This window comes from Pseudomonas sp. TWR1-1-3 (genome assembly GCF_049896805.1).
Taxonomy (GTDB): Bacteria; Pseudomonadota; Gammaproteobacteria; order Pseudomonadales; family Pseudomonadaceae; genus Aquipseudomonas; species Aquipseudomonas bubulae.
Map to the genome: position 1 here is coordinate 66530 of NZ_JAFCUZ010000001.1, position 24879 is coordinate 91408.

19 protein-coding genes are annotated in these 24879 nt (G+C 57.0%); 15 read left to right on the forward strand and 4 right to left on the reverse strand.

Annotation, left to right across the window (positions count from 1 at the left end):
• From ACP7BE_RS00245 to ACP7BE_RS00260, 4 genes are all read left to right on the forward strand, one after another.
• On the forward strand, positions 1-636 hold the full coding sequence (locus ACP7BE_RS00245) for a DsbA family protein (protein WP_095002815.1): 636 nt from the start codon (positions 1-3) through the stop codon (positions 634-636).
• Positions 637-664: 28 nt separating this feature from the next.
• Positions 665-2446, forward strand: coding sequence for an ABC transporter ATP-binding protein (locus ACP7BE_RS00250; protein ID WP_271350323.1), 1782 nt, complete (start codon positions 665-667; stop codon positions 2444-2446).
• A gap of 270 nt (positions 2447-2716) precedes the next feature.
• A complete protein-coding gene (locus ACP7BE_RS00255) occupies positions 2717-5176 on the forward strand; it encodes an EAL domain-containing protein (protein WP_426104212.1) in 2460 nt (819 codons plus the stop codon).
• A 45-nt stretch (positions 5177-5221) separates the two neighbouring features.
• Complete coding sequence (locus tag ACP7BE_RS00260; RefSeq protein WP_095019029.1) at positions 5222-6007, forward strand: TenA family transcriptional regulator; 786 nt, start codon at positions 5222-5224, stop codon at positions 6005-6007.
• 74 nt (positions 6008-6081) lie between these two features.
• Here ACP7BE_RS00260 and ACP7BE_RS00265 read toward each other — a convergent pair whose 3' ends face one another.
• The 4 genes from ACP7BE_RS00265 to ACP7BE_RS00280 all read right to left on the reverse strand — a co-directional run bounded on the left by ACP7BE_RS00265 (position 6082) and on the right by ACP7BE_RS00280 (position 9618).
• Positions 6082-6822 carry a YciK family oxidoreductase gene (locus ACP7BE_RS00265; RefSeq protein ID WP_095002811.1) on the reverse strand — a complete coding sequence of 247 codons (741 nt, stop codon included), beginning with the start codon at positions 6820-6822 and terminating at the stop codon, positions 6082-6084.
• A 27-nt stretch (positions 6823-6849) separates the two neighbouring features.
• Positions 6850-7521, reverse strand: coding sequence for an N-acetylmuramic acid 6-phosphate phosphatase MupP (gene mupP, locus ACP7BE_RS00270; protein ID WP_095002810.1), 672 nt, complete (start codon positions 7519-7521; stop codon positions 6850-6852).
• Between the two features lie 3 nt (positions 7522-7524).
• Entirely contained in the window at positions 7525-8223 is a 699-nt protein-coding gene (gene ubiG, locus ACP7BE_RS00275) for a bifunctional 2-polyprenyl-6-hydroxyphenol methylase/3-demethylubiquinol 3-O-methyltransferase UbiG (RefSeq protein ID WP_426104215.1), read from the reverse strand.
• A gap of 63 nt (positions 8224-8286) precedes the next feature.
• Entirely contained in the window at positions 8287-9618 is a 1332-nt protein-coding gene (locus ACP7BE_RS00280) for a TRZ/ATZ family hydrolase (protein ID WP_426104217.1), read from the reverse strand.
• 107 nt (positions 9619-9725) lie between these two features.
• Here ACP7BE_RS00280 and mtnA point away from each other — a divergent pair, with 107 nt between their 5' ends.
• The 11 genes from mtnA (at position 9726) to ACP7BE_RS00335 (ending at position 24639) form a co-directional block, all read left to right on the forward strand.
• The gene (mtnA, locus tag ACP7BE_RS00285) at positions 9726-10802 is read left to right on the forward strand and encodes an S-methyl-5-thioribose-1-phosphate isomerase (RefSeq protein WP_095002807.1); all 1077 of its coding nucleotides are present in this window, start codon (positions 9726-9728) and stop codon (positions 10800-10802) included.
• A 330-nt stretch (positions 10803-11132) separates the two neighbouring features.
• Positions 11133-13787, forward strand: coding sequence for a DNA gyrase subunit A (gene gyrA, locus ACP7BE_RS00290; protein WP_095002806.1), 2655 nt, complete (start codon positions 11133-11135; stop codon positions 13785-13787).
• A gap of 215 nt (positions 13788-14002) precedes the next feature.
• Positions 14003-15088: a 3-phosphoserine/phosphohydroxythreonine transaminase gene (gene serC / locus ACP7BE_RS00295; RefSeq protein ID WP_095002826.1), complete on the forward strand. Its 1086-nt coding sequence runs from the start codon at positions 14003-14005 to the stop codon at positions 15086-15088.
• Complete coding sequence (gene pheA / locus ACP7BE_RS00300) at positions 15088-16182, forward strand: prephenate dehydratase (RefSeq protein ID WP_016780245.1); 1095 nt, start codon at positions 15088-15090, stop codon at positions 16180-16182. Before serC ends, pheA begins: the two co-directional genes overlap by 1 nt.
• Before the next feature lie 11 nt (positions 16183-16193).
• A complete protein-coding gene (hisC, locus tag ACP7BE_RS00305) occupies positions 16194-17306 on the forward strand; it encodes a histidinol-phosphate transaminase (protein WP_095002805.1) in 1113 nt (370 codons plus the stop codon).
• Positions 17307-17310: 4 nt separating this feature from the next.
• Entirely contained in the window at positions 17311-19542 is a 2232-nt protein-coding gene (locus ACP7BE_RS00310; RefSeq protein WP_426104221.1) for a bifunctional prephenate dehydrogenase/3-phosphoshikimate 1-carboxyvinyltransferase, read from the forward strand.
• Entirely contained in the window at positions 19542-20228 is a 687-nt protein-coding gene (gene cmk, locus ACP7BE_RS00315) for a (d)CMP kinase (protein ID WP_083369851.1), read from the forward strand. Before ACP7BE_RS00310 ends, cmk begins: the two co-directional genes overlap by 1 nt.
• Before the next feature lie 123 nt (positions 20229-20351).
• Positions 20352-22046: a 30S ribosomal protein S1 gene (gene rpsA / locus ACP7BE_RS00320; protein ID WP_016780248.1), complete on the forward strand. Its 1695-nt coding sequence runs from the start codon at positions 20352-20354 to the stop codon at positions 22044-22046.
• Between the two features lie 329 nt (positions 22047-22375).
• Positions 22376-22672 (forward strand): integration host factor subunit beta, encoded by a 297-nt coding sequence (gene ihfB / locus ACP7BE_RS00325; protein ID WP_003447108.1) that lies wholly within the window; start codon positions 22376-22378, stop codon positions 22670-22672.
• Between the two features lie 23 nt (positions 22673-22695).
• Positions 22696-22959 (forward strand): lipopolysaccharide assembly protein LapA domain-containing protein, encoded by a 264-nt coding sequence (locus tag ACP7BE_RS00330; protein WP_095019026.1) that lies wholly within the window; start codon positions 22696-22698, stop codon positions 22957-22959.
• A gap of 318 nt (positions 22960-23277) precedes the next feature.
• Positions 23278-24639, forward strand: coding sequence for a Wzz/FepE/Etk N-terminal domain-containing protein (locus ACP7BE_RS00335; RefSeq protein WP_178084398.1), 1362 nt, complete (start codon positions 23278-23280; stop codon positions 24637-24639).
• Positions 24640-24879: the final 240 nt, after the last annotated feature.

Sequence of the window (24879 nt, forward strand, 5' to 3'; positions counted from 1 at the left end):
ATGACAGCGCGCCTGCTCTATGTGATGGATCCAATGTGCTCCTGGTGCTGGGGTTTTTCGCCCATCGCCCAGGCGCTGGTTGAGCAGGCGCAGGCCGCAGGCGTTGAGTTGCATCTGGTAGTGGGAGGTTTGCGCACCGGCAGTGGCTCGGCGCTTGAGCCTGCTACGCGGCGCTATATTCTTGAGCACTGGCAGGCGGTCACAGAGGCCACCGGGCAACCTTTCAACTTCGAGGGGGCCTTGCCCGACGGCTTTATCTACGACACCGAACCTGCCTGCCGGGCTATTGTCGCGGTACGCAGCCTTGCCCCCGATTGCGCCTGGAAGCTGGTCAAACTGATACAGCAGGCGTTTTACGTACAAGGCCGTGATGTGACCCAGGCCAGTGTGCTGGTCGAACTGGCTGAAATCGCGGGAGTGCCGCGTATCGAATTTGCTGCCGCTTTTGACTCTGCCGAGCAGCATGCAGCGACAGCCGCGGATTTTACCTGGGTGCAGGATCTGGGGATTGCCGGTTTTCCGACCTTGCTTGCCGAGCGCAACGGCCAGCTGGCGTTGTTGACCAACGGCTATCAGCCGCTTGCGCCCTTGTCTGACTTGCTTGCTCGCTGGCTTGAACGCGCTGCACGTGTTTGATCCCTCTGCTGTACCGCCTGCGGCTGCGGTGACGGATCGCCTGACCTGGGCCGAAATCCGCCGCCTGGCCCTGCGCCATAAAAAAGCCCTGTGGCTTGCCAACGGCGTTGCCGTGCTGGCGACCCTGTGCAGTGTGCCGATCCCCTTGCTTCTGCCTTTGCTGGTGGACGAGGTGCTGTTGGGTAACGGGGACGCTGCGCTGAAGGTCATGAACCACTGGCTGCCGACTGCGTGGCAAAGCGCGGCAGGCTATATCGGCCTGATGCTGGCGATTACCCTGTTGCTGCGCTGCGGTGCTTTGCTGTTTAACGTGCTGCAGGCGCGGCTGTTTTCGCGGCTGGCCAAGGACATTGTGTTTCGCATTCGCCTGCGCCTGATCGAGCGCTTGAAGCGAATATCACTGGCCGAGTACGAAAGCCTGGGCAGCGGCACGGTGACGACTCATCTGGTCACCGACCTCGATACGCTCGACAAGTTTGTCGGAGAAACCCTGAGCCGATTTTTGGTGGCGATGCTCACTCTGGTGGGCACTTCGGCGATTTTGTTGTGGATGCACTGGCAGCTGGCGCTGCTGATTTTGCTGTTCAACCCGCTGGTGATTTACGCCACGGTGCAGTTGGGCAAGCGGGTCAAGCACCTGAAAAAGCTTGAAAACGACAGCACGGCGCGCTTTACCCAGGCCCTTACCGAGACGCTGGATTCCATCCAGGAAGTGCGTGCAGGTAACCGCCAGGGCTTTTTCCTGGGGCGTCTGGGGTTACGGGCGCGAGAAGTGCGGGACTTTGCCGTGGCTTCACAGTGGAAGAGCGATGCCTCCAATCGCGCCAGCGGTTTGTTGTTCCAGTTCGGGATCGATATTTTTCGAGCCGCCGCGATGTTGACGGTATTGTTTTCGGATCTGTCGATCGGTCAGATGCTCGCAGTGTTCAGTTATCTGTGGTTCATGATCGGGCCGGTTGAGCAGTTGCTCAATTTGCAATATGCCTTCTATGCCGCTGATGGAGCCGTTACGCGGATCAATCAGTTATTGGCGCGCAACGACGAGCCACAATACCCCGGCGGCGCCAATCCATTTGTGGGGCGACAGACGGTCGGCATCGAAGTGCGTGACCTTAGCTTCAGCTATGGCGACGAAAAGGTACTCGATCACCTTAACCTGACCATTGCTCCTGGTGAGAAGGTGGCCATTGTCGGCACTAGCGGTGGTGGTAAAAGCACCCTGGTGCAACTGTTGCTGGGCTTATACACGCCGCAGTCGGGGAGTATCCGCTTTGCTGATGCCAGCCAGCCCGAAATCGGCCTGCAGACCATTCGCGAGCATGTGGCGGTGGTGCTGCAACACCCGGCATTGTTCAACGATACCGTGCGTGCCAATCTGACCATGGGCCGTGAACGAACCGATGAAGCGTGCTGGCACGCCCTGCAAATAGCCCAGCTCGATGGCACCATTGATGCGCTGCCCCAGGGCCTGGACAGCATCGTGGGGCGTTCGGGGGTGCGTTTGTCCGGCGGTCAGCGTCAGCGCCTGGCGATTGCGCGCATGGTATTGGCCGAACCCAAGGTGGTGATCCTCGACGAGGCCACCAGTGCCCTGGATGCTGCCACCGAATACAACCTGCATCACGCTTTGGGAAAATTTTTGAGCGGGCGCACAACTTTAATCATCGCTCACCGTTTATCTGCGGTAAAACAGGCTGACCGGGTGCTGGTGTTTGATGGTGGGTGCATTGCCGAAGAGGGCGATCACCAGCAGTTGATTGCAGAGGGTGGGCTCTATGCCAAGCTCTACGGGCATCTGCAGCAGACGTGATGTCGCAGGGTTGTGGGGGCGAGCCTGCACGCGAAAGCCCATGAACATCGCAGTTATCCGGCCAATACACGGTATTGCTCACGATCTTCTCGAGCAGGTTCTTTTGCACAGGCGCATTGCTTGCTTCAATGAACATAATGATGCGGCTGCACGCTTATTGAAGATTTAGATCGGCTCAGACTACTCAATTTTTGAAAAATTGGCCTAGGCTGACTTGTAGTGAGATTTTCTCTCTGGTTTTCATTTGACTCCATGAAGCAAAGGGAACTCATGAAATCTAAACGCCCCCTTGGTACACCACGCTTATTGGGCATTGTTTGGCCTTTTATTGCTGTCGTGCTGTTCCAGGCGTTATTGGGGTGCGTGAGTCTGTATATGCTTTCTGCCGTGAGGAGTTATGTCGGTGGCGAAAGTTTATGGTCCAAGGGGCAGAAGGACGCCATCTACTTTCTCTATCTGTATTCCGATACCCATGACCCGGTTTATTACGAAAAATACACACAGGCCATAAGTGTTCCCCAGGGCGACCATAAGTTACGCCTGGCGATGGATGAGTCCCCACCCAATGAAGTCGCTGCCCGCGAAGGCATTCTGCAGGGCGGCAACAGCCCGCAAGATGCCTCGAGCATTATCTGGTTTTACCGCTACTTCCGCCATGTAAGCTATATGGAAACCGCCATCGAGAAGTGGGCCATAGGTGATGCTTACCTGCTCAAGCTCGACAATCTGGCCCAGGAGATGCACAAGGCCATCCTCGCCGGCAATGCCGATGCTGCGGAGTCCCAGCGCTGGGAAGACGAGATTTTCGCCATCAACGAGGGTATTGCGCCTTCTGCCAAGGCTTTCAGTGATGCGCTGGGTGAAGGCTCGCGCTTTATCTGGCGGTTGCTGGTGGTCATAAACCTGGTCACGGCGGTGGCGCTGATCCTGCTGGTACTCAAGCGCACCCATAAAGTGCTCAAGCAGAGCCGTGCTTTTGCCGAGGCGCTGCAGCTGGAAAAAGAGCGGGCGCAAATCACCCTGCAGTCGATTGGCGACGGTGTTATCACCACCGACGTCAATGGCGCGATTGCCTATATGAACCCTGCGGCCGAGAACTTGACCCAGTGGAAGTCCGAGCAGGCGCAAGGCATTTCCCTGGCTGCGCTGTTCAAGTTGCTCGATGACAACGATCAGGACGAAGGCCCCAGACTGGTCGAGCGTATTCTCACTGGCGAGCTGGGTAACAGTCGCGAGCACTCCCGGCAGATTCAACGCATGGATGGCAGTACCGTTGCGGTAACCCTTGTGGGTGCGCCAATCCTTCACGATGGCGATGTCAGTGGCGCAGTGCTGGTGCTGCATGACATGACCCAGGAGCGCCAGTACATTGCCAACCTGTCCTGGCAGGCGACCCATGATGCACTGACCGGGCTGGCCAACCGGCGTGAGTTCGAATACCGCCTGGAGTTGGTACTGAAGAACCTGGGGCGCCAGCAGGGCCGGCATGCCCTGATGTTTCTTGATCTGGACCAGTTCAAGCTGGTCAATGACACCTGCGGTCACGCGGCGGGTGATGAGCTGTTGCGGCATATTTGTACGTTGCTGCGTACCGGCCTGCGTGAAGGCGATACCCTGGCCCGGCTGGGTGGGGATGAGTTTGGCATCCTGCTGGAAAACTGCCCGGTGGACATGGCGGAAAAAATCGCCGGCGGTTTGCGTCAGGCGGTGCAAAGCCTGCATTTTGCCTGGAAAGGGCGCCCTTTCATGAGCACCATCAGCATCGGCCTTGTGCATATCCATAAAGCGCCAGTCACCCTTGAGTCTCTGATGCGGGCTGCGGACATGGCCTGTTATATGGCCAAGGAAAAGGGCCGCAACCGGGTGCAGGTTTATCATGTGGATGACACGGAGTTGTCATTGCGCTTTGGTGAAATGGCCTGGGTGCAGCGCTTGCATGTCGCACTGGAAGAAAACCGCTTCAGTCTGTATGCCCAGGAAATAACCCCCCTGGGACCTGTGCAGGACGGGGGCGGGCATATCGAGATTCTGTTGCGCCTGCAAGATGAAAACGGTCGCATTGTATTCCCGGACAGTTTTATTCCTGCGGCGGAACGTTATGGCTTGATGAGTTCGATAGACCGCTGGGTGGTCGAAAATGTGTTCAGGATCATTGCGGAATGTTCAGCCCAGGCGGGTGGGCGGCCAATGGCCATGTGTGCGATCAACCTGTCTGGGTCAACCATTGGCGATGATGACTTTCTTGCGTTTTTGCATGAACAATTTGACTGTTACGGCGTGTCGCCAAAACTCATCTGTTTTGAAATTACTGAAACCAGTGCAATTGCCAACCTGGGTAATGCCATCCGTTTTATCAATGATCTTAAAACCCTGGGTTGTCACTTTTCGCTGGATGACTTTTGTGCCGGGATGTCCTCATTTGCCTATTTGAAACATCTTCCTGTCGACTTTTTGAAGATCGACGGCAGTTTCGTCAAGGACATGTTGGACGACCCGATCAATCGTGCCATGGTTGAAGTCATTAATCATATTGGCCATGTCATGGGCAAACGCACGATTGCCGAGTTTGTTGAAAGCACGCAGATTGAAGAGGCCTTGATTGAAATCGGCGTTGATTATGCGCAGGGCTATATTGTCCAGCGGCCACAGTTATTCACGTTCGATAGTTTGTTGCAGCGTCCTCAGCGTGCCCGGGCGTTGACATTGAAGTCCCCGGGCACGTTGCGTTGATCTGTTCTACATTTCTAAAGTCTATTATCAAAAAGGATTTGGATTGTGAGTGAAGTCTTCAACCGAACGGGGCCTCTTATGGAGGAAGCCAGTTACCCCCAGTGGGCCCGGCAGTTGATTCGGGACTGTAGCGAAAGCAAACGTCGGGCAGTCAAACACGAAATTTACAAGCGCATGCGTGACAACACCTTGAGCCCCAGAGCAATGCGCATGTTTCTCGTGGGCGGCTGGCCGGTGGTCGAGCAGTTTTCGTTGTACATGGGCCATAACCTGGGTAAGACCCGCTACGGGCGTCACCCCGGCGAAGACATGGCCCGCCGCTGGCTGATTCGCAATATCCGGGTCGAGCTTAATCATGCCGATTATTGGGTGAACTGGGCGCTGGCGCATGGGGTCAGCCTTGAAGACCTCAATGCCCAGGACCTGCCTGCCGAGTTTCAGGCGCTGAACGACTGGTGCTGGCATAGCTGTTCCAAGGATTCGCTGGCCGTGGCGATGGCTGCCACCAACTACGCCATCGAGGGTGCCGTGGGTGAGTGGGCGGCGATTGTCTGCTCGGCCGATATCTATGAAGAGTCGTTTGCGGTCGATCAACGCAAGCGCGCGATGAAGTGGCTGAAGATGCACGCCCAGTACGATGACGAGCATCCCTGGGAGGCGCTGGAAATTGTCTGTACCCTCGTGGGAATGAATCCGAGCCAGGAGCAGATCACTGAACTGCGCAAAGCCATCTGCAAGAGCTACGACTATATGTATCTGTTTCTGCAAAGTTGCCTGTTGTTCGACAAGGCCGCTGTGGCGCGTGAGCATCGGGAACTGGTCGAGAGCTGAACACCGGCTTTTCAGTGCATAAAAAAACCGCGGGCTGCATGGGATGCAGCCCGCGGTTTTTGTTTGTAGCCCTGTTACTGTGCGTTGAAAGCCTGCCCGTTGATCCCGGTACTGTCCGGGCCCATCAGGTACAGGTAAACCGGCATGATTTCGTGTGGCTCTGGATTGTTCTCGGGGTTTTCACCCGGATAGGCCAGGGCGCGCATGCTGGTTCGGGTCGCGCCGGGGTTGATGCTGTTGGCACGTACCGGGGCCACGCCGTCGACTTCGTCGGCCAGGGTTTGCATCAAGCCTTCGGTGGCGAACTTGGAGACGCCATAGGCACCCCAGTAAGCACGGCCTTTGCGCCCGACACTGCTGGAAGTGAAGATCACCGAGGCGTCCTGCGACAGCTTGAGCAGGGGTAGCAGGGTGCTGGTGAGCATAAACATGGCATTGACGTTGATATGCATCACGCGCATGAAATTTTCCCCCGATAGCTGCTCCAGCGGCGTGCGCGGACCAATGATCGAAGCGTTGTGCAGCAGCCCGTCAAGGCGGCCGAACTCGGTCTCGATCATGGCGGCCAGCTCATCGTATTGATGGGGTTGGGCGGTTTCGAGGTTGAACGGGATAACCACTGGCTGCGGATGGCCCGCAGCTTCGATTTCGTCGTAGACCTGGCTTAGGTTGGCTTCGGTCTTGCCCAGCAGCAATACGGTTGCGCCGTGTGCGGCATAGGTCCTGGCTGCAGCAGCGCCGATGCCGCGACCGGCGCCGGTAACCAGGATCACCCGATCCTGGAGCAGGTTGGGGCGGGCTGAATAATCAAACATAAAAAACCTCAACAAAATCGGTCATCGTTAGCAGCTGCACATCGCGTTATCCAGCACTTTGCGCAGTTCGGCCGGATGATCGACCACCACGTCCGCACCCCAGTGATCAGGGTTGTCGTCAGGGTGGATATAACCAAAGCGCACGGCTGCAGTTTTGGTCCCGGCATCGCGCCCGGACTCGATATCTCGCAGGTCATCGCCTACAAACAGTACGCTGGCCGGGTCAAGGTCGAGCATTTTGCAGGCCAGAATCAGCGGCTCGGGGTCCGGCTTGCTGTTTTTGACGTGGTCGGGGCAAATCAGCAGCGCCGAGCGCTCGGCCAGGCCCAGGCGTTCCATGATTGGCTGGGCGAAGCGCACCGGTTTGTTGGTGACGACGCCCCACACCAGATGGGCCTTTTCGATATCGGCGAGCAACTCTTCCATGCCATCAAACAGCTTGGTATGGACTGCGCAATCGCGCTGATAGCGCTCCAGGAACTCCTGACGCAGCTCTTCAAAGCCAGGTGCGTCAGGGTCCATGTTGAAGGTCGCTGCCACCATGGCGCGTGCACCGCCGGAAATCTCGTCGCGGATAAGTTTGTCTGCGACGGGAGGCAGGTCGCGATCGGCGCGCATGGCCTGGCAGATGGCGATAAAGTCCGGCGCGGTGTCGAGCAGGGTGCCGTCCATGTCAAAAAGAACTGCTCTTAAACGCATGTGTTACTCCTCGCGAAGGGTCTGGATCATGTAGTTGACGTCAACATCGGCGGCCAGCTTGTAGTGCTTGGTCAGCGGGTTGTAGGTCAGGCCGATGATGTCCTTGACGCTCAATCCGGCCTGGCGGCTCCAGGCACCCAGCTCGGAAGGGCGAATGAATTTTTTGAAGTCATGGGTACCACGGGGGATCAGCTTGAGTATGTATTCCGCACCGAGGATAGCGAACAGATAGGACTTGGGGTTGCGGTTGATGGTCGAGAAGAACACCTGGCCACCGGGCTTGACCATTTTGTAGCAGGCGCGGATCACCGACGACGGGTCGGGTACATGCTCAAGCATTTCGAGGCAGGTGACTACATCGAACTGCCCGGGCATTTCTTCAGCCAGATCTTCAGCAGTGACCTGGCGGTACTCAACGCTTACGCCGGACTCGAGCTGATGCAGCTGTGCCACGGCCAGCGGGGCTTCGCCCATGTCGATGCCCATTACGGTGGCGCCGCGCTGAGCCATCGACTCGCTGAGAATGCCGCCGCCGCAGCCGACGTCGAGGACTTTTTTGCCAGCCAGTTGTACGCGCTCGTCAATCCAGTTGACGCGCAGCGGGTTGATGTCGTGCAGCGGCTTGAACTCGCTCTCACGGTCCCACCAGCGATGGGCTAGCGCTTCGAATTTGGCGATCTCGGCGTGGTCAACGTTGCTCATGGGTAAATCCTCTAAAGCTGAATAATCTGGTAAAGCTCCGGGCGCAGGCCCGAAGGTACTGAATCAATGAGTATGGCCGCTTATGCGTTCGCCCCAGGCCCTTGCGGTTGCGCAGAGTTGCTGCTCGTCCAGGCGGGTCAGGTGTCGATCCTCGAGCAACTGCTTGCCTGCGACCCACACATGTTTAACGCAATCGCGGCCTGTGGCGTAGATCAACTGCGAAACGGGGTCGTAGACCGGTTGCTGGGCCAGACCGCTGAGGTCAAAGGCTACCAGGTCGGCGGCCTTGCCGATTTCGATCGAGCCGGTGTCGCTTTCAATGCCCAGGGCGCGCGCGCCATTGAGGGTGGCCATGCGCAGTGCGCGGTGGGCGTCCAGCGCGGTGGCAGAGCCTGCAACGGCCTTGGCCAGCAAGGCGGCGGTGCGGGTTTCGCCGAGCAGATCGAGGTCATTGTTGCTGGCCGCACCGTCGGTACCCACCGCCACATTGACTCCGGCTTGCCACAGGCGCTCCACCGGGCAGAAGCCACTGGCCAGTTTGAGGTTGGACTCGGGGCAATGAACCACGCTGGAGTTGCTTTCTACCAGCATGGCCAGGTCGTCATCGCTGATCTGGGTCATGTGTACGGCCTGGAAGCGCGGGCCCAGCAAGCCCAGGCGGGCGAGGCGGGCCAACGGGCGTTCGGCGTGTTGCTCGACGGCCTGATGCACTTCGAAGGCGGTTTCGTGAACGTGCATATGAATGGCGGCATCCAGCTCGTCGGCGATGACCCGGATTTTCTCCAGGTTGTCGTCGCTTACGGTGTAAGGCGCATGGGGGCCGAAGGCAATTTTGATCCGCGGGTGAAACTTCAGGTCGGCAAACAGTTCGACGGCCTGGCGCAGGGATTCGTCTGCGCTGCTGGCGCCGGGAATCGGAAAGTCGAGAATCGGAATGGCGATTTGTGCACGGATACCGCTCTTGTGCACGCACTCGCTGGCAACTTTCGGGAAAAAATACATGTCACTGAAGCAGGTGATGCCGCCCTTGAGCTGTTCGGCGATGGCCAGGTTGGTGCCGTCGCGCACGAACTGCTCATCGACCCATTTGCCCTCGGCCGGCCAGATATGCTGTTCGAGCCAGGTCATCAGGGGCAGGTCGTCGGCCATGCCGCGGAACAGCGTCATGGCCGCGTGCCCGTGCGCGTTGATCAGCCCCGGGCTGAGCAGCATGTCCGGCAGCTCGCGGGTTTGCGTGGCGGTGAGCTTCAGCGCCTGTTCGCGCGGGCCGATGAACACAATGCAGCCGTCGCGAATGCCCACGCCGTGATCCTTGAGTACGACACCGGCCGGTTCTACAGGCACCAGCCAGGTGGGTAACAGCAGTAAGTCCAGGGGCGTGGTTGGGGTCGGCATCGAAAACTGATTCCAGTGCGTTATAAAAGGAGGCGAAGTATACCCGAGCGTCTTGGGGGTGGGCTCGCTATAATCGGCCGCTTTGTTACCAGGTAATGGGGGAAGGCATGCGCGATCGACTGTTGGCTGCGGAAAAGGTTAAGGCCATCGATTGGCGGGATGACGCCCTGTATCTGTTGGATCAACGCATTCTGCCCTTTGAAGAGAGCTGGCTGGCGTACACCGGCGTTGACGGTGTGGCGCAAGCGATTCGCGACATGGTCGTGCGCGGCGCCCCGGCAATCGGTATCGCGGCGGCCTATGGCGTGGTGCTGGCTGCGCGTGTGCGCAAGGCTGCAGGTGGTGACTGGCTGGCAGCGCTGGAAGAGGACTTCACCCTGCTGGCGGACTCGCGTCCTACGGCAGTGAACCTGTTCTGGGCCTTGAATCGCATGCGCGAACGTCTGGCTCGAAGCCAAAACCGCGCGGATGTATTGCAGGTGCTTGAGGCAGAGGCTGTTGCCATCCACGAAAGTGATCGCGAGGCCAATCTGACCATGGCGCAGTTGGGTGTCGATGTCATTCGCCGCCATCAGGGCAATGCCCAGGCGGTGCTGACCCACTGCAACACCGGAGCCCTGGCCACAGGCGGCTTTGGTACGGCGCTGGGGGTCATCCGGGCGGCCTGGCTCGAAGGCATGATCGAGCAGGTCTATGCCGACGAAACCCGGCCCTGGCTGCAGGGTTCGCGCCTGACTGCGTGGGAGCTGGCCAATGAAGGCATCCCGGTGGTGCTCAATGTCGATTCGGCAGCAGCGCATATCATGAAAACCAAAGGCGTCACCTGGGTGATCGTGGGTGCTGACCGCATCACTGCCAATGGCGATGTGGCGAACAAGATCGGCACCTACCAACTGGCGGTCAACGCCATGCACCACGGCGTGCGCTTTATGGTGGTGGCCCCGAGCTCGACCATCGACATGGATCTGGCCTCGGGTGATGACATCCCGATTGAGGAGCGTGACGGCCGCGAACTGCTGGAAGTGGGTGGCAAGCGGGTCGGCGCGGATGTGCAGGCCTTCAATCCGGTGTTTGATGTGACGCCTGCGGACCTGATCGATGTGATTGTCACCGAGAAGGGTGTGATTGAACGCCCGGATGCGGCAAAGATGGCGCAATTGATGTGCCGCAAGCGCTTGCATTGAAACGCAAGCCTGTCGTCGCTGCCGAAGGCTGCGAAGAGGAACGCGGGTGCTTCAAATCGCCTTCAGAGTCCCTCTGGGGCCCTTCAGGCCGATAAACGTCGTAATTACTACGCTCCATGCGCATCTGAGGGATAGGTGCGTGGCGGCGATTGTGATAACATTCGGCGGTTTCCAGGGTGACCCGCAAGGGTTGCCCTTACTGCGCAAATCCGTGACATAACTTGTTGATTTGTCGTAAGTCGTTGCGTGGCACGTGGCCAGCGGCGGCGAGCTTCGTTCGTCCCGAATGGATGTGGCGAAGTTTCACCCGAAAAAGGAATCAGGCTTCTCATGGGCGAACTGGCCAAAGAAATCCTCCCGGTCAATATCGAAGACGAGCTGAAACAGTCCTACCTCGACTACGCAATGAGCGTAATTGTCGGGCGGGCACTGCCTGATGCGCGCGATGGCTTGAAGCCCGTGCACAGGCGTGTGCTGTTTGCGATGAGCGAACTGAACAACGACTGGAACAAGCCGTACAAGAAATCTGCCCGTGTGGTCGGTGACGTAATCGGTAAGTATCACCCGCATGGTGATACTGCTGTTTACGACACCATCGTTCGAATGGCTCAGCCATTCTCCCTGCGCTACCTGCTGGTAGACGGTCAGGGCAACTTCGGTTCGGTCGACGGCGACAACGCTGCGGCCATGCGATACACCGAAGTGCGCATGACCAAGCTGGCCCACGAATTGCTGGCCGACTTGCACAAAGAGACCGTGGACTGGGTGCCGAACTACGACGGCACGGAAATGATCCCGGCCGTCATGCCGACACGAATTCCCAACTTGCTGGTCAACGGCTCAAGCGGTATCGCCGTGGGTATGGCCACCAATATTCCGCCGCATAACCTGGGTGAAGTCATCGACGGCTGCCTGGCGCTGATCGACAACCCGGAACTGAGCATCGATGAACTGATGCAGTTCATCCCGGGCCCGGACTTCCCGACTGCCGCCATCATCAACGGCCGTGCCGGTATCATCGAAGCCTATCGCACGGGCCGTGGCCGCATTTACATGCGCGCCCGCTCGATGATCGAAGACATCGACAAGGTCGGTGGTCGTCAACAGATCGTCATCACCGAGCTGCCGTACCAGCTGAACAAGGCTCGCCTGATCGAAAAGATCGCCGAGCTGGTAAAAGAGAAGAAGCTAGAAGGCATCACCGAGCTGCGTGACGAGTCCGACAAAGACGGCATGCGCGTTGTGATCGAGCTGCGCCGTGGTGAGGTGCCGGAGGTTATTCTCAATAACCTTTATGCCCAGACCCAGCTGCAAAGTGTTTTCGGTATCAACATCGTTGCGCTGATCGATGGCCGCCCGCGCATCCTGAACCTCAAGGACCTGCTCGAAGCCTTCGTACGTCACCGTCGTGAAGTGGTTACCCGTCGTACTGTTTTCGAGCTGCGCAAAGCCCGCGAGCGAGGCCATATCCTTGAAGGCCAGGCCGTAGCCCTGTCCAACATCGATCCGGTCATTGCACTGATCAAGGCCTCGCCAACCCCGTCCGAAGCCAAGGAAGCGCTGATCAGCACCCCTTGGGAGTCGACAGCGGTAGTGGCCATGGTTGAGCGCGCCGGTGCCGATTCGTGCCGTCCGGAAAACCTCGATCCGCAATACGGTCTGCGTGATGGCAAATACTTCCTGTCGCCGGAGCAGGCCCAGGCCATTCTTGAGTTGCGCCTGCACCGCTTGACCGGTCTGGAGCACGAAAAGCTGCTGGCCGAGTACCAGGAAATTCTCAACCAGATCGGTGAGCTGATCCGCATCCTCAATAGCGCCGTGCGCCTGATGGAAGTGATCCGCGAAGAGCTGGAAGTCATTCGCGCCGAATACGGCGATGTGCGTCGTACCGAAATCCTGGATCACCGTCTTGATCTGACCCTGGGTGACATGATCCCGGAAGAAGAGCGCGTCGTGACCATTTCCCACGGTGGCTATGCCAAGACCCAGCCATTGGCTGCGTACCAGGCCCAGCGTCGTGGCGGTAAAGGCAAGTCGGCTACTGGCGTCAAGGATGAGGACTACATCGCTCACCTGCTGGTTGCCAACAGTCACACCACGCTGCTGCTGTTCTCCAGCAAGGGCAAGGTGTACTGGCTGAAGACCTATGAAATTCCTGAGGCGTCCCGCGCTGCCCGTGGTCGTCCGCTGGTGAACCTGCTGCCGCTGGATGAGGGTGAATACATCACCACCATGCTGCCGGTCGAAGAGTACACCGAGGGTCACTTCATCTTTATGGCGACCGCCAACGGTACCGTGAAGAAGACCCCTCTGGAAGCCTTCAGTCGTCAGCGCAGCGTAGGCTTGATCGCGCTGGAACTGGACGAAGGCGACGTGCTGATCAGCGCCGCGATCACCGATGGCGAGCGTGAAGTCATGCTGTTCTCCGACGGTGGCAAGGTGACTCGCTTCAAGGAGTCCGATGTCCGTGCCATGGGCCGTACTGCCCGCGGTGTGCGCGGCATGCGTCTGCCAGAAGGGCAGAAGCTGATTTCCATGCTGATCCCTGAGGAGGGTAGCCAGATCCTTACCGCTTCGGCGCGTGGCTATGGCAAGCGTACGGCGATCAGCGAGTTCCCAGAGTACAAGCGTGGCGGCCAGGGTGTTATCGCCATGGTCAGCAACGAGCGTAATGGCCGTCTGGTCGGTGCGGTTCAGGTGCAGGACGGTGAAGAAATCATGTTGATTTCGGATCAGGGCACTCTGGTACGTACGCGCGTCGACGAAGTGTCGAGCCTGGGTCGTAATACCCAGGGCGTCACCTTGATCAAGCTGGCCAGTGACGAAACGCTGGTAGGGCTTGAGCGGGTTCAGGAGCCTTCTGAAGTTGAAGGCGAAGAGCTCGAAGATGAAGGCGGTGCAGAGTTCGACGGTGAGGCCATCCAGGATGGCGCAGACGACGAGCAGCCGCTAGAGGCTGGCGCTGACGAAGAGCCGCAGGAATAAGCGGACACACAGGGGGCGGATGAGAATTCGCCCCCTTGTTGTATGTCCAGTATGAAAGTTTGCGACACTGTGGGAGCGAGCCTGCTCGCGATGGCATCAGCGCGGTATGTCAGATAGACATTACTGCCCGTATCGCTAGCAAGCCCGCTTCTACAAGCAACAATGTGTCGAGAGTTGATTTATTGCGTGACCACCAAATCAGAGTGAGAGTGGAAGTGAGCAAACGAGCCTATAACTTCTGCGCAGGTCCTGCTGCGCTACCTGAAGCTGTTCTGTTGCGTGCCCAGTCCGAGTTGCTCGACTGGCATGGCAAGGGCCTCTCGGTCATGGAAATGAGCCATCGCAGCGATGAGTTCGTGTCCATTGCGACCAAGGCTGAGCAGGATCTGCGTGACCTGCTGTCTATTCCCTCGAACTACAAAGTCCTGTTTCTGCAAGGCGGTGCCAGCCAACAGTTTGCCCAGATCCCGCTGAATCTTTTGCCTGAAAATGGCAAGGCGGATTACATCGATACCGGTATCTGGTCGCAGAAGGCCATTGAAGAGGCGTCGCGTTTCGGTCACGTCAACGTGGCAGCAACCGCCAAACCTTACGATTACTTCGCGATTCCTGGTCAGAATGAGTGGAATCTGTCGAAAGACGCGGCCTACGTTCATTACGCGCCAAACGAAACCATCGGCGGTCTGGAATTCAACTGGATCCCTGAGACTGGCGATGTGCCATTGGTCGCTGACATGTCTTCGGATATTCTGTCGCGCCCGGTTGATGTGTCCCGTTTTGGCATGATCTACGCGGGTGCCCAGAAAAACATCGGCCCAAGTGGCATCGTGGTCAATATCATTCGCGAAGATCTGCTGGGTCGTGCGCGTTCGATCTGCCCGACCATGCTCGATTACAAGGTCGCGGCTGACAACGGCTCGATGTACAACACGCCGCCGACCCTGGCCTGGTACCTGTCAGGCCTGGTATTCGAATGGCTCAAGGAGCAGGGCGGTGTCGAGGCAATCGGCAAGCTCAATGAAGTGAAAAAACGTACCTTGTACGACTTTATCGACGCCAGTGGCCTGTACAGCAACCCGATCAACCTTTCTGATCGCTCGTGGATGAACGTACCGTTCCGTCTGGCGGACGATCGCCTCGACAAGCCATTCCTGGCAGGCGCTGAAGCACGCGGCCTGCTGAACCTCAAGGGGCACCGCTCCGTTGGTGGCATGCGCGCATCGATCTATAACGCTGTGGATATCAACGCGGTTAACGCGCTGGTGGCTTACATGGCAGAGTTCGAAAAGGAACACGGCTAATGTCCGAGCAAGAACTCAAGGCGCTGCGCCTGCGTATCGACAGTCTGGATGAAAAAGTCCTGGAGCTTATCAGCGAGCGGGCGCGTTGTGCCCAGGAAGTGGCGCGGGTCAAGATGGCTTCCCTGGCTGAGGGTGAAGTGCCGGTATTTTACCGGCCTGAGCGTGAGGCTCAGGTGCTCAAGCGCGTTATGGAGCGCAATAAAGGCCCGTTGGGCAACGAAGAGATGGCGCGGTTGTTCCGCGAAATCATGTCCTCGTGCCTGGCGCTGGAGCAGCCGCTGAAAGTGGCTTATCTCGGCCCCGAGGGTACCTTTACCCAGGCTGCGGCCATGAAGCACTTTGGGCATGCCGTGATCAGCAAGCCGATGGCTGCCATTGACGAAGTATTCCGCGAAGTGGCTGCCGGTGCAGTGAATTTTGGCGTGGTGCCAGTGGAAAACTCCACAGAAGGCGCAGTCAACCACACTCTCGACAGCTTCCTTGAGCATGACATGGTGATCTGCGGTGAAGTAGAGCTGCGCATCCACCATCACCTGCTGGTCGGCGAAAACACCAAAACGGACAGTATCAGTCGCATTTACTCCCACGCCCAGTCGCTGGCTCAGTGCCGCAAATGGCTGGATGCACACTACCCGAATGTCGAACGTATTGCGGTGTCGAGCAATGCCGAAGCGGCCAAACGGGTCAAGGGTGAGTGGAACTCCGCTGCCATTGCCGGTGATATGGCTGCTGGCCTGTACGGCTTGACCCGACTGGCCGAAAAAATTGAAGACCGCCCGGACAACTCCACGCGGTTCTTGATGATTGGCAGCCAGGAAGTGCCACCCACTGGCGATGACAAGACGTCGATCATTGTGTCCATGAGCAACCGTCCTGGGGCCCTGCATGAACTGCTGGTACCGTTCCATGAGAACGGGATCGATCTGACGCGCATTGAGACGCGTCCTTCGCGTAGCGGTAAATGGACCTATGTGTTTTTCATCGACTTTGCTGGTCATCACCGCGACCCGTTGGTCAAAAGTGTCCTGGAGCAGATCAGTCAAGAAGCCGTAGCGCTTAAAGTATTGGGTTCCTACCCGAAAGCGGTTCTCTGAGGCGATAAAACATGAGCGGTGATTTCCTCGCCCTGGCACAGCCGGGCGTACAACAACTTTCGCCTTATGTCCCGGGTAAACCTGTGGATGAGCTGGCGCGTGAACTGGATCTGGATCCGGCCACGATCGTCAAGCTGGCCAGCAACGAAAATCCTTTGGGGGCGAGCCCCAAGGCGCTGGAAGCCATTCGTGCCGAGCTGGCCGAGTTGACGCGCTACCCGGATGGCAATGGCTTTGCCCTGAAAAGCCTGTTGGCTGAGCAGTGTGGCGTACAGCTTGACCAGGTAACACTGGGCAACGGTTCTAACGATATTCTGGAGCTGGTGGCGCGTGCCTACCTGGCGCCGGGGCTAAATGCCGTGTTCAGTGAGCATGCATTTGCCGTGTATCCGATTGTGACCCAGGCGGTAGGTGCCCAGGCCCGCGTTGTGCCGGCCAAGGACTGGGGGCATGACCTGCCTGCCATGCTGGCTGCCATCGACAGTGATACCCGGGTGGTCTTTATTGCCAACCCGAACAACCCGACCGGTACCTGGTTTGGCGTCGATGCGCTGAACGAGTTTTTGCAGGACGTGCCCGAGCACGTGCTTGTGGTGCTGGATGAAGCTTATATCGAGTACGCAGAGGGCGGTGATCTGCCCGATGGTCTGGAGTTTTTGTCGGGGTATCCCAACCTGCTGGTTTCCCGCACGTTCTCCAAGGCCTACGGCCTGGCCGCGTTGCGGGTGGGTTATGGGTTGTCAACGGCGGTGGTGGCCGATGTGCTGAACCGCGTTCGCCAGCCATTCAACGTCAACAGCCTGGCGCTGGCTGCGGCTTGCGCGGCGCTGAAAGACAGCGATTACCTGGAGCAAAGCCGCCGCCTGAACGAGGCCGGTATGCAGCAGTTACAGGACGGTTTTCGTGAGTTGGGCCTGGGCTGGATCCCGTCGCGCGGCAATTTTATCGCGCTGGATCTCGGTCAGGTAGCGGCTCCCGTCTATCAGGGGCTGTTGCGTGAAGGTGTCATAGTGCGTCCGGTGGCCAACTACGGTATGCCTGACCATCTGCGTATCACTATTGGTTTGCCGGCGGAAAACACTCGCCTGCTTGAAGCGCTGTCCAAGGTTCTTGCTCGTGGTTGATGTAATGTCTGTGCAATCTGTAAGGCCTGTAATAGGGCGGCTGGTCGTTGTCGGGTTGGGTCTGATTGGCGGGTCTTTCGCCAAGGGCATGCGTGAGAGCGGTCTGTGCGACGAAGTGGTCGGTGTTGATCTCGATCCCGAATCCTGTGTTCTGGCCGTTGAGCTGGGAGTGGTCGATCGCTGTGAAGCAAATCTGGCCGCTGCTTGCGTGGGCGCAGATGTGATTCAGTTGGCCGTGCCGATTCTGGCCATGGAAAAAATGCTCGGCCTTCTGGCGGGCATGGATCTGGGCCGCGCGGTGCTTACCGATGTGGGCAGTGCCAAAGGCAATGTTGTGCGGGCAGCGGCACAAGCCTTTGGTGGCATGCCTGCGCGCTTTGTACCTGGCCATCCGATTGCCGGGTCTGAACAGAGTGGTGTAGAAGCTTCGAATGCCAGTCTGTTTGAGCGGCACAAGGTGATTTTGACGCCTGTGGCTCAGACCGATGCCGATGCGCTGGCTCTGGTAGATGCGATGTGGCGCGCCCTGGGGGCTGACGTCGAGCATATGCAGGTCGAGCGACATGACGAGGTACTGGCTGCAACCAGCCATTTACCTCATTTGCTGGCTTTCGGGCTGGTGGACTCTCTTGCCAAGCGCAACGAGAATCTGGACATCTTCCGTTACGCAGCGGGTGGCTTCCGTGATTTCACAAGAATCGCCGGCAGCGACCCGGTAATGTGGCATGACATTTTTCTCGCTAATCGCGAGGCAGTGCTGCGCACATTGGATACATTTCGCAGTGATCTCGACGCTTTGCGCGACGCGGTCGATGCAGGGGATGGGCATCAATTGCTGGGCGTTTTCACTCGCGCCCGGGTTGCCCGCGAGCATTTCAGTAAAATCCTGGCCCGCCGGGCATATGTGGACGCTATGAATTCCAACGATCTGATTTTTTTGGCAAATCCTGGTGGTCAAGTAACTGGCCGAATTCGCGTACCAGGCGACAAATCCATTTCCCACCGCTCGATCATGCTCGGCTCGCTGGCTGAAGGTACGACCGAAGTGGAAGGTTTCCTTGAGGGTGAAGACGCCCTGGCGACGCTGCAGGCGTTCCGTGACATGGGCGTGGTGATTGAGGGCCCGCATCATGGTCGCGTGACCATTCATGGCGTTGGCCTGCACGGTCTGAAAGCGCCACCTGGCCCGATCTACCTGGGCAACTCGGGTACTTCGATGCGCCTGTTGTCCGGCCTGCTGGCAGCTCAGAGCTTCGACACCACCCTGACCGGCGATGCGTCCCTGACCAAGCGCCCGATGAACCGTGTGGCCAATCCATTGCGTGAAATGGGTGCCGTGATTGAGACCGCTGCCGAAGGTCGCCCGCCGATGACCATTCGTGGTGGTCATGCGCTCAAGGGCATGGATTACACCTTGCCGATGGCCAGTGCCCAGGTTAAATCCTGCCTGTTGCTGGCGGGCCTGTATGCAGAAGGCAAGACCTCGGTAACCGAGCCTGCACCGACTCGTGACCATACCGAGCGCATGCTGCAAGGCTTCGGATACCCGGTAACTGTTAATGGTCCTACTGCTTCGGTTGAGTCGGGCCACAAGCTGACGGCGACCCATATCGAAGTGCCGGGGGATATTTCCTCGTCGGCGTTCTTCCTGGTCGCCGCTTCGATCGCAGAAGGCTCGGACCTGCTGCTTGAGCATGTGGGCATCAATCCGACCCGTACCGGCGTTATCGACATCTTGCGTCTGATGGGGGCGGATATCACCCTGGAAAATCAACGCGAAGTGGGCGGTGAGCCGGTGGCGGACCTGCGCGTGCGGGCTGCTAAACTCAAGGGTATCGAGATTCCGGAAGAGCTGGTGCCGCTGGCGATTGACGAGTTCCCGGTACTCTTTGTGGCCGCGGCCGTGGCTGAGGGTCGTACGATCCTTCGGGGTGCTGAAGAGCTGCGGGTCAAGGAGTCCGACCGGATCCAGGTAATGGCAGATGGCTTGCTGACCCTGGGCGTGAAGTGCGAGCCGACACCGGATGGCATCATCATTGATGGTGGCACTATTGGCGGTGGTGAGGTTCATGGTCATGGCGATCACCGTATCGCAATGGCCTTCAGTGTGGCTTCGTTGCGCGCAACCGCACCCATCCGTATCCATGATTGCGCCAACGTGGCGACTTCTTTCCCCAACTTCCTTGCTCTGTGCAAGCAAGTGGGCATGCGTGTTGCTCAAGAGGCAAACTCGTGATGGTTTCGGCACCGGTTATCACCATCGACGGCCCAAGCGGTTCAGGTAAAGGCACGGTTGCTGGCATCCTGGCCAAGCGCCTGGGGTGGAATTTGCTCGACTCCGGTGCTCTGTACCGCCTGCTGGCGTTTGCCGCAGGTAACCATGGTGTGGCCCTGGATAACGAGGCGTTGCTGGAAAAACTGGCTGCGCATCTTGATGTGCAGTTCATCGGCGCGACGGACGGTAAGCCGGCGCGGATCATTCTGGAAGGTGATGACGTGACTCACGCCATCCGCAGTGAGACCGTAGCGGCCGGAGCCTCGAAAGTCGCGGCTTTGCCGGCTGTTCGCGATGCGTTGCTGCAGCGTCAGCGTGCTTTCCTTGAGTTCCCGGGGCTGGTTGCAGATGGTCGGGACATGGGTACCGTGGTCTTTCCTGACGCGCCATTGAAGGTTTTTCTGACCGCTAGCGCTGAGGAACGGGCCCGCCGCCGTTACTTGCAGTTGAAGGCCAAGGGCGATGATGTTAGTCTCTCGGGTCTGCTAGATGAGATTCGTGCCCGCGACGAGCGTGACACACAGCGTGCAATAGCCCCGCTCAAGCCGGCGGCTGATGCCATACAGCTGGACTCCACGGAGTTGTCCATCGAGCAGGTGCTGGAACGCATCATGAGCGAAATCGCACTTCGCGATATCGCTGGATGACCAAGAAAGCGTGCAGGAGACCAGAAATAGTCCTGCATGCCTTCTTTTATATGAACGTAACCCACATTGTCTGGAATGTGGCTGATGGGCGTATTCCTTCGCCCTTGAACAACAGGAATTAAAATGAGCGAAAGCTTTGCAGAACTCTTTGAAGAAAGCCTAAAAACCCTGAATCTTCAGGCTGGCTCGATCATCACCGCTATCATCGTTGATATCGATTACCAAGCTGGTTGGGTAACCGTTCACGCTGGTTTGAAGTCGGAAGGCCTCATCCCGCTGGAGCAGTTCCACAACGACGCTGGCGAACTGAACATCAACATCGGTGATGAAGTTCACGTTGCGCTGGACGCGGTCGAAGACGGCTTTGGCGAAACCAAACTGTCCCGTGAAAAAGCCAAGCGCGCTGAATGCTGGATCGTTCTGGAAGCAGCCTTCGCAGCAGAAGAAGTGGTCAAGGGCGTTATCAACGGTAAGGTTAAAGGCGGCTTCACTGTCGACGTTAACGGCATCCGTGCGTTCCTGCCAGGTTCTCTGGTTGACGTTCGTCCAGTGCGCGATACTACGCACCTGGAAGGCAAAGAGCTGGAATTCAAGGTCATCAAGCTGGACCAGAAGCGCAACAACGTAGTTGTTTCGCGTCGCAGCGTGCTTGAAGCAGAGAACTCCGCCGAGCGTGAAGCTCTGCTGGAATCGCTGCAAGAAGGTCAGCAAGTTAAAGGTATCGTCAAAAACCTCACCGATTACGGCGCATTCGTCGATCTGGGTGGCGTTGATGGCCTGCTGCACATCACTGACATGGCTTGGAAGCGTATCAAGCATCCTTCCGAAATCGTCAACGTTGGCGACGAGATCGATGTCAAGGTTCTGAAATATGATCGCGAACGCAATCGTGTTTCCCTGGGCCTGAAGCAACTGGGCGAAGATCCATGGGTTGCTATCAAAGCCCGTTACCCAGAAAGCACTCGCGTTACCGCTCGTGTAACCAACCTGACTGACTACGGCTGCTTCGCAGAGCTGGAAGAAGGCGTTGAAGGTCTGGTACACGTTTCGGAAATGGACTGGACCAACAAAAACATCCACCCTTCGAAAGTCGTACAAGTCGGCGACGAAGTGGAAGTTATGGTTCTGGACATCGACGAAGAGCGTCGTCGTATCTCCCTGGGCATCAAGCAGTGCAAATCTAACCCATGGGAAGATTTCTCTGGCCAGTTCAACAAGGGCGATAAAATCTCCGGCACCATCAAGTCGATCACCGATTTCGGTATCTTCATTGGTCTGGACGGCGGCATCGACGGCCTGGTTCACCTGTCCGACATCTCCTGGAACGAAGTTGGCGAAGAAGCCGTGCGTCGTTTCAAGAAGGGCGACGAGCTGGACACCGTTATCCTGTCTGTTGATCCAGAGCGCGAGCGCATCTCCCTGGGTATCAAGCAGCTGGAAAGCGATCCGTTCTCCGAGTACGTACAAGAGAACGACAAAGGCGCAATCGTTAAGGGCATCGTGAAAGAAGTTGACGCTAAAGGCGCCATCATCACTCTGGCCAACGATATCGAAGCGACTCTGAAAGCCTCCGAAATCAGCCGTGACCGCGTTGAAGACGCGCGCAACGTTCTGAAAGAAGGCGAAGAAGTAGAAGCCAAGATCATCAGCGTTGATCGCAAGAGCCGCGTAATCCAACTCTCCATCAAGTCGAAAGATGATGCTGAAGAGAAAGAAGCAATCCAGAGCCTGCGCGACAAGCCAGCTACCTCTGACATTGCTGCTGGTCCGACCACTTTGGGCGACCTGCTGCGTGCACAAATGGAAAAACAGAACTAAGTTCTGATTGACCATAGAAAAAGGGCGACTTAGGTCGCCCTTTTTTGTGCCTGCGATTTGTGATGGTGCTTGGCAGGATCTTGTGTAGGTCGGTTTGCTGCACGTCAGGGAGCTAGCTGTGGGGCAGGGTGAGTGCTGTCGTTGTGCGGCCTGTGATCGACCATGGGCTGTTTGGGCCTGATGGCTATGATGGTGGGTGGTGGAATCGATTTTTTACAGTGCTTATGCGGGTTGTAAAGATAAGTCAATCCCTGGGCTGTTCAAATTCATTCGATCATGCTAAAACCTTGGGAGCGCTGATCTAGCTGCTTGAAAAAGAAGGGAAAAATATGACGAAGTCGGAGTTGATCGAACGAATTGTCACCCATCAAGGGCTACTCTCATCCAAGGATGTGGAGTTGGCCATCAAGACCATGCTTGAACAAATGTCTCAATGCCTCGCGACCGGGGATCGTATTGAAATCCGTGGTTTTGGCAGCTTCTCCCTGCATTACCGCGCCCCTCGTGTAGGTCGCAACCCCAAGACAGGCCAGTCGGTCAGCCTGGATGGAAAATTTGTGCCTCATTTCAAACCGGGCAAAGAGCTGCGAGACCGGGTGAACGAGGATGAGGAAGACGACATTTAACCTTCAGGGAACAGGAGTTGCCGATGCGTACCTTTAAGCGTGCTGCGTCAGTGGTATTTGGGCTGATTGTCATTTTTGGGGTGCTTATTTTTATCCTGGAAAATCAACAGCCTGTAGCATTGGTGTTTTTGGGCTGGCGCACACCCGAATTACCTGGGTCGTTGTTGATCATCTGCGCACTGCTGCTAGGTATGGCTATCGGCCCTGTTCTGGGTTGGCTAGCCTACAGCCGCAAAGCCCGCAAGCTGAAGCTCGAGCTGATGGTGCAAGCCAAGCCAGCAATTTAGGCGTATCTGGATCCCATTTGCACCATGGATGGCGCATTAGGCAGGGAAAGGAATGTCTGGATAGTTGGTATTTAAAGAATGGTTAAGCCTCAAACATTCCGTTGAGCCGGAAATAACATCATTGTGCCACTCTTATATTGAAATGTTCTGGAATGCTGGCAAAATGCGGGCTGCTCTCGATTGCCAGTGATTTTTATGCTTTATCAGGTGCGCATTGATGCTCAAGCCTGATGATTAAAACAATAAAAGCCAGTTAAGCGTATGTAAGAATTTCTGCATAACGAGCCCGCAGTTTCTTTTAGAAGGCAGGCCCCGGTTGTGAATAGCAAATCCCGTATCCCCGCTGGAAATCCGTCGTTTGAAGTGGACCTGTTCACTTTATTTCAGGCGGTCTGGAACAAAAAATCCATCATCATTGCAACGAGCGCGCTTTGTGGCATTGCAGCATTGGGTTATGCCTATTTCGTGACGCCTGAGTACCAGGTGAGCAGCATCTTGCGGCCTGCCGCGATCAACGAACTGGATGCCCTCAATCGTTCGGGTGTTTACACCTTGCCGCCTAAAGAAGCTTTGTTAAAAGTCGGTTCATCACTTGAGTCCTATGAGACGCGCCTGAGCTTTTTCAAAGCTAATCAGGCTCTGTTCAGCCAATTCAAGCGTCCGGGCCGGACCTTGGAACAGAGTTTTGAAGATTTCAATCGTGACTCGCTGAAGCTGATTCTGCCTGATCCAACAAAAGCTGATTCGCTTAATGTTTCCATAGGCTTGGAGCTGAACTACCCCAAGGGTGTGGACGGTGTGCAAATTCTTAACGGATTTGTGGATCACGCCATTACAGCTGAGCGTGATCAAATTTCCGCCGATCTGAAGGTTATCGTCAATAATCGTTTAACCGAGCTCAAGGGTAAGATCGACGCTGCTCGCTCCAACTATGAGACCGAAAAGCAGGCGCGGATTGCTACCTTGCTCGAGACGGATAATCTCAAGCGCGCGCAATTGCAGGACGAACTCAAGGCTTTGCGTCAACAGCTCAAGACTGGACGCATGGATCGTATGGCCCAGTTGAGTGAGGCCATTGGCATTGCCAAGGCGCTGGGTATACAAAAGCCTACAACCCCCTCCGCTTTGGGCGATTCTGCGCGACCGGCTGATTCCAGTCTTATGCGCACCGAAATAAACAATCAACAGATCCCCTTGTACTTTCTTGGTGTAGAGGCGCTAGAGGCAGAGCGTGCTGCTTTGAAGAATCGTAGTAACGACGATTTTACCGAAAACCGTATCGCCCAGATCGCTCGTGAACTGTTGTTGTTGCAAAGCAACCGTGAAGTCGAAGTTCTTAAGCTGCGTCAAAATGAAGACCTCTTTTTAAGTGGTGTCGAGCCACTGCGTGCAGAAATTGTCCGTTTGGGTGGGGTTAGCAATCTCGATTTTACTAATTTGAAGCTGGTATCCATTGACCGCAAGGCTCTGGAACCCGTGGCTCCAATCAAGCCAAAAAAAGCCTTGATTACCTTGTTGGGGTTGGTGCTGGGCGCTCTGTTTGGCATCTTGATCGTTATCGCCAAGTACTTTGTAGCTCAGCGTCGTGACGGGCTTCACCAGCCTCTCTCGGTGCAAAGCCGAAGAGATCCGACTGAAACGACGGGTGCTGGTAACCTTTTACAAAAGGATCTGCGCTGATAGGGGGCTGGGCTGACACATTACTAGCCACTAGTTGATGGATTAATTGCTTCTTCATGGAGCTGTACTGAAAGCAACCTGTACCTTATCAGCTCATGTTTCAACATGGCGCCGTCAACGGCGTCATGGGTTCGCACCATCAGTTGCAGATGGGCACCCTGAGTAATCTGTTAATCGACGGCGGTCTGTTTCAGGGCAGTGAGCGCACTGTCAGCGGTGTCATCGGTGCATTGCATCCGC

Coding starts and splice junctions, on each gene's coding strand:
- ACP7BE_RS00245 (WP_095002815.1), top strand. CDS start 1: ATGACAGCGCGCCTGCTCTATGTGATGGATCCAATGTGCTCCTGGTGC.
- ACP7BE_RS00255 (WP_426104212.1), top strand. CDS start 2,717: ATGAAATCTAAACGCCCCCTTGGTACACCACGCTTATTGGGCATTGTT.
- ACP7BE_RS00265 (WP_095002811.1), bottom strand. CDS start 6,822: ATGTTTGATTATTCAGCCCGCCCCAACCTGCTCCAGGATCGGGTGATC.
- mupP (WP_095002810.1), bottom strand. CDS start 7,521: ATGCGTTTAAGAGCAGTTCTTTTTGACATGGACGGCACCCTGCTCGAC.
- ubiG (WP_426104215.1), bottom strand. CDS start 8,223: ATGAGCAACGTTGACCACGCCGAGATCGCCAAATTCGAAGCGCTAGCC.
- ACP7BE_RS00280 (WP_426104217.1), bottom strand. CDS start 9,618: ATGCCGACCCCAACCACGCCCCTGGACTTACTGCTGTTACCCACCTGG.
- mtnA (WP_095002807.1), top strand. CDS start 9,726: ATGCGCGATCGACTGTTGGCTGCGGAAAAGGTTAAGGCCATCGATTGG.
- gyrA (WP_095002806.1), top strand. CDS start 11,133: ATGGGCGAACTGGCCAAAGAAATCCTCCCGGTCAATATCGAAGACGAG.
- pheA (WP_016780245.1), top strand. CDS start 15,088: ATGTCCGAGCAAGAACTCAAGGCGCTGCGCCTGCGTATCGACAGTCTG.
- hisC (WP_095002805.1), top strand. CDS start 16,194: ATGAGCGGTGATTTCCTCGCCCTGGCACAGCCGGGCGTACAACAACTT.
- ACP7BE_RS00310 (WP_426104221.1), top strand. CDS start 17,311: ATGTCTGTGCAATCTGTAAGGCCTGTAATAGGGCGGCTGGTCGTTGTC.
- cmk (WP_083369851.1), top strand. CDS start 19,542: ATGGTTTCGGCACCGGTTATCACCATCGACGGCCCAAGCGGTTCAGGT.
- rpsA (WP_016780248.1), top strand. CDS start 20,352: ATGAGCGAAAGCTTTGCAGAACTCTTTGAAGAAAGCCTAAAAACCCTG.
- ihfB (WP_003447108.1), top strand. CDS start 22,376: ATGACGAAGTCGGAGTTGATCGAACGAATTGTCACCCATCAAGGGCTA.
- ACP7BE_RS00330 (WP_095019026.1), top strand. CDS start 22,696: ATGCGTACCTTTAAGCGTGCTGCGTCAGTGGTATTTGGGCTGATTGTC.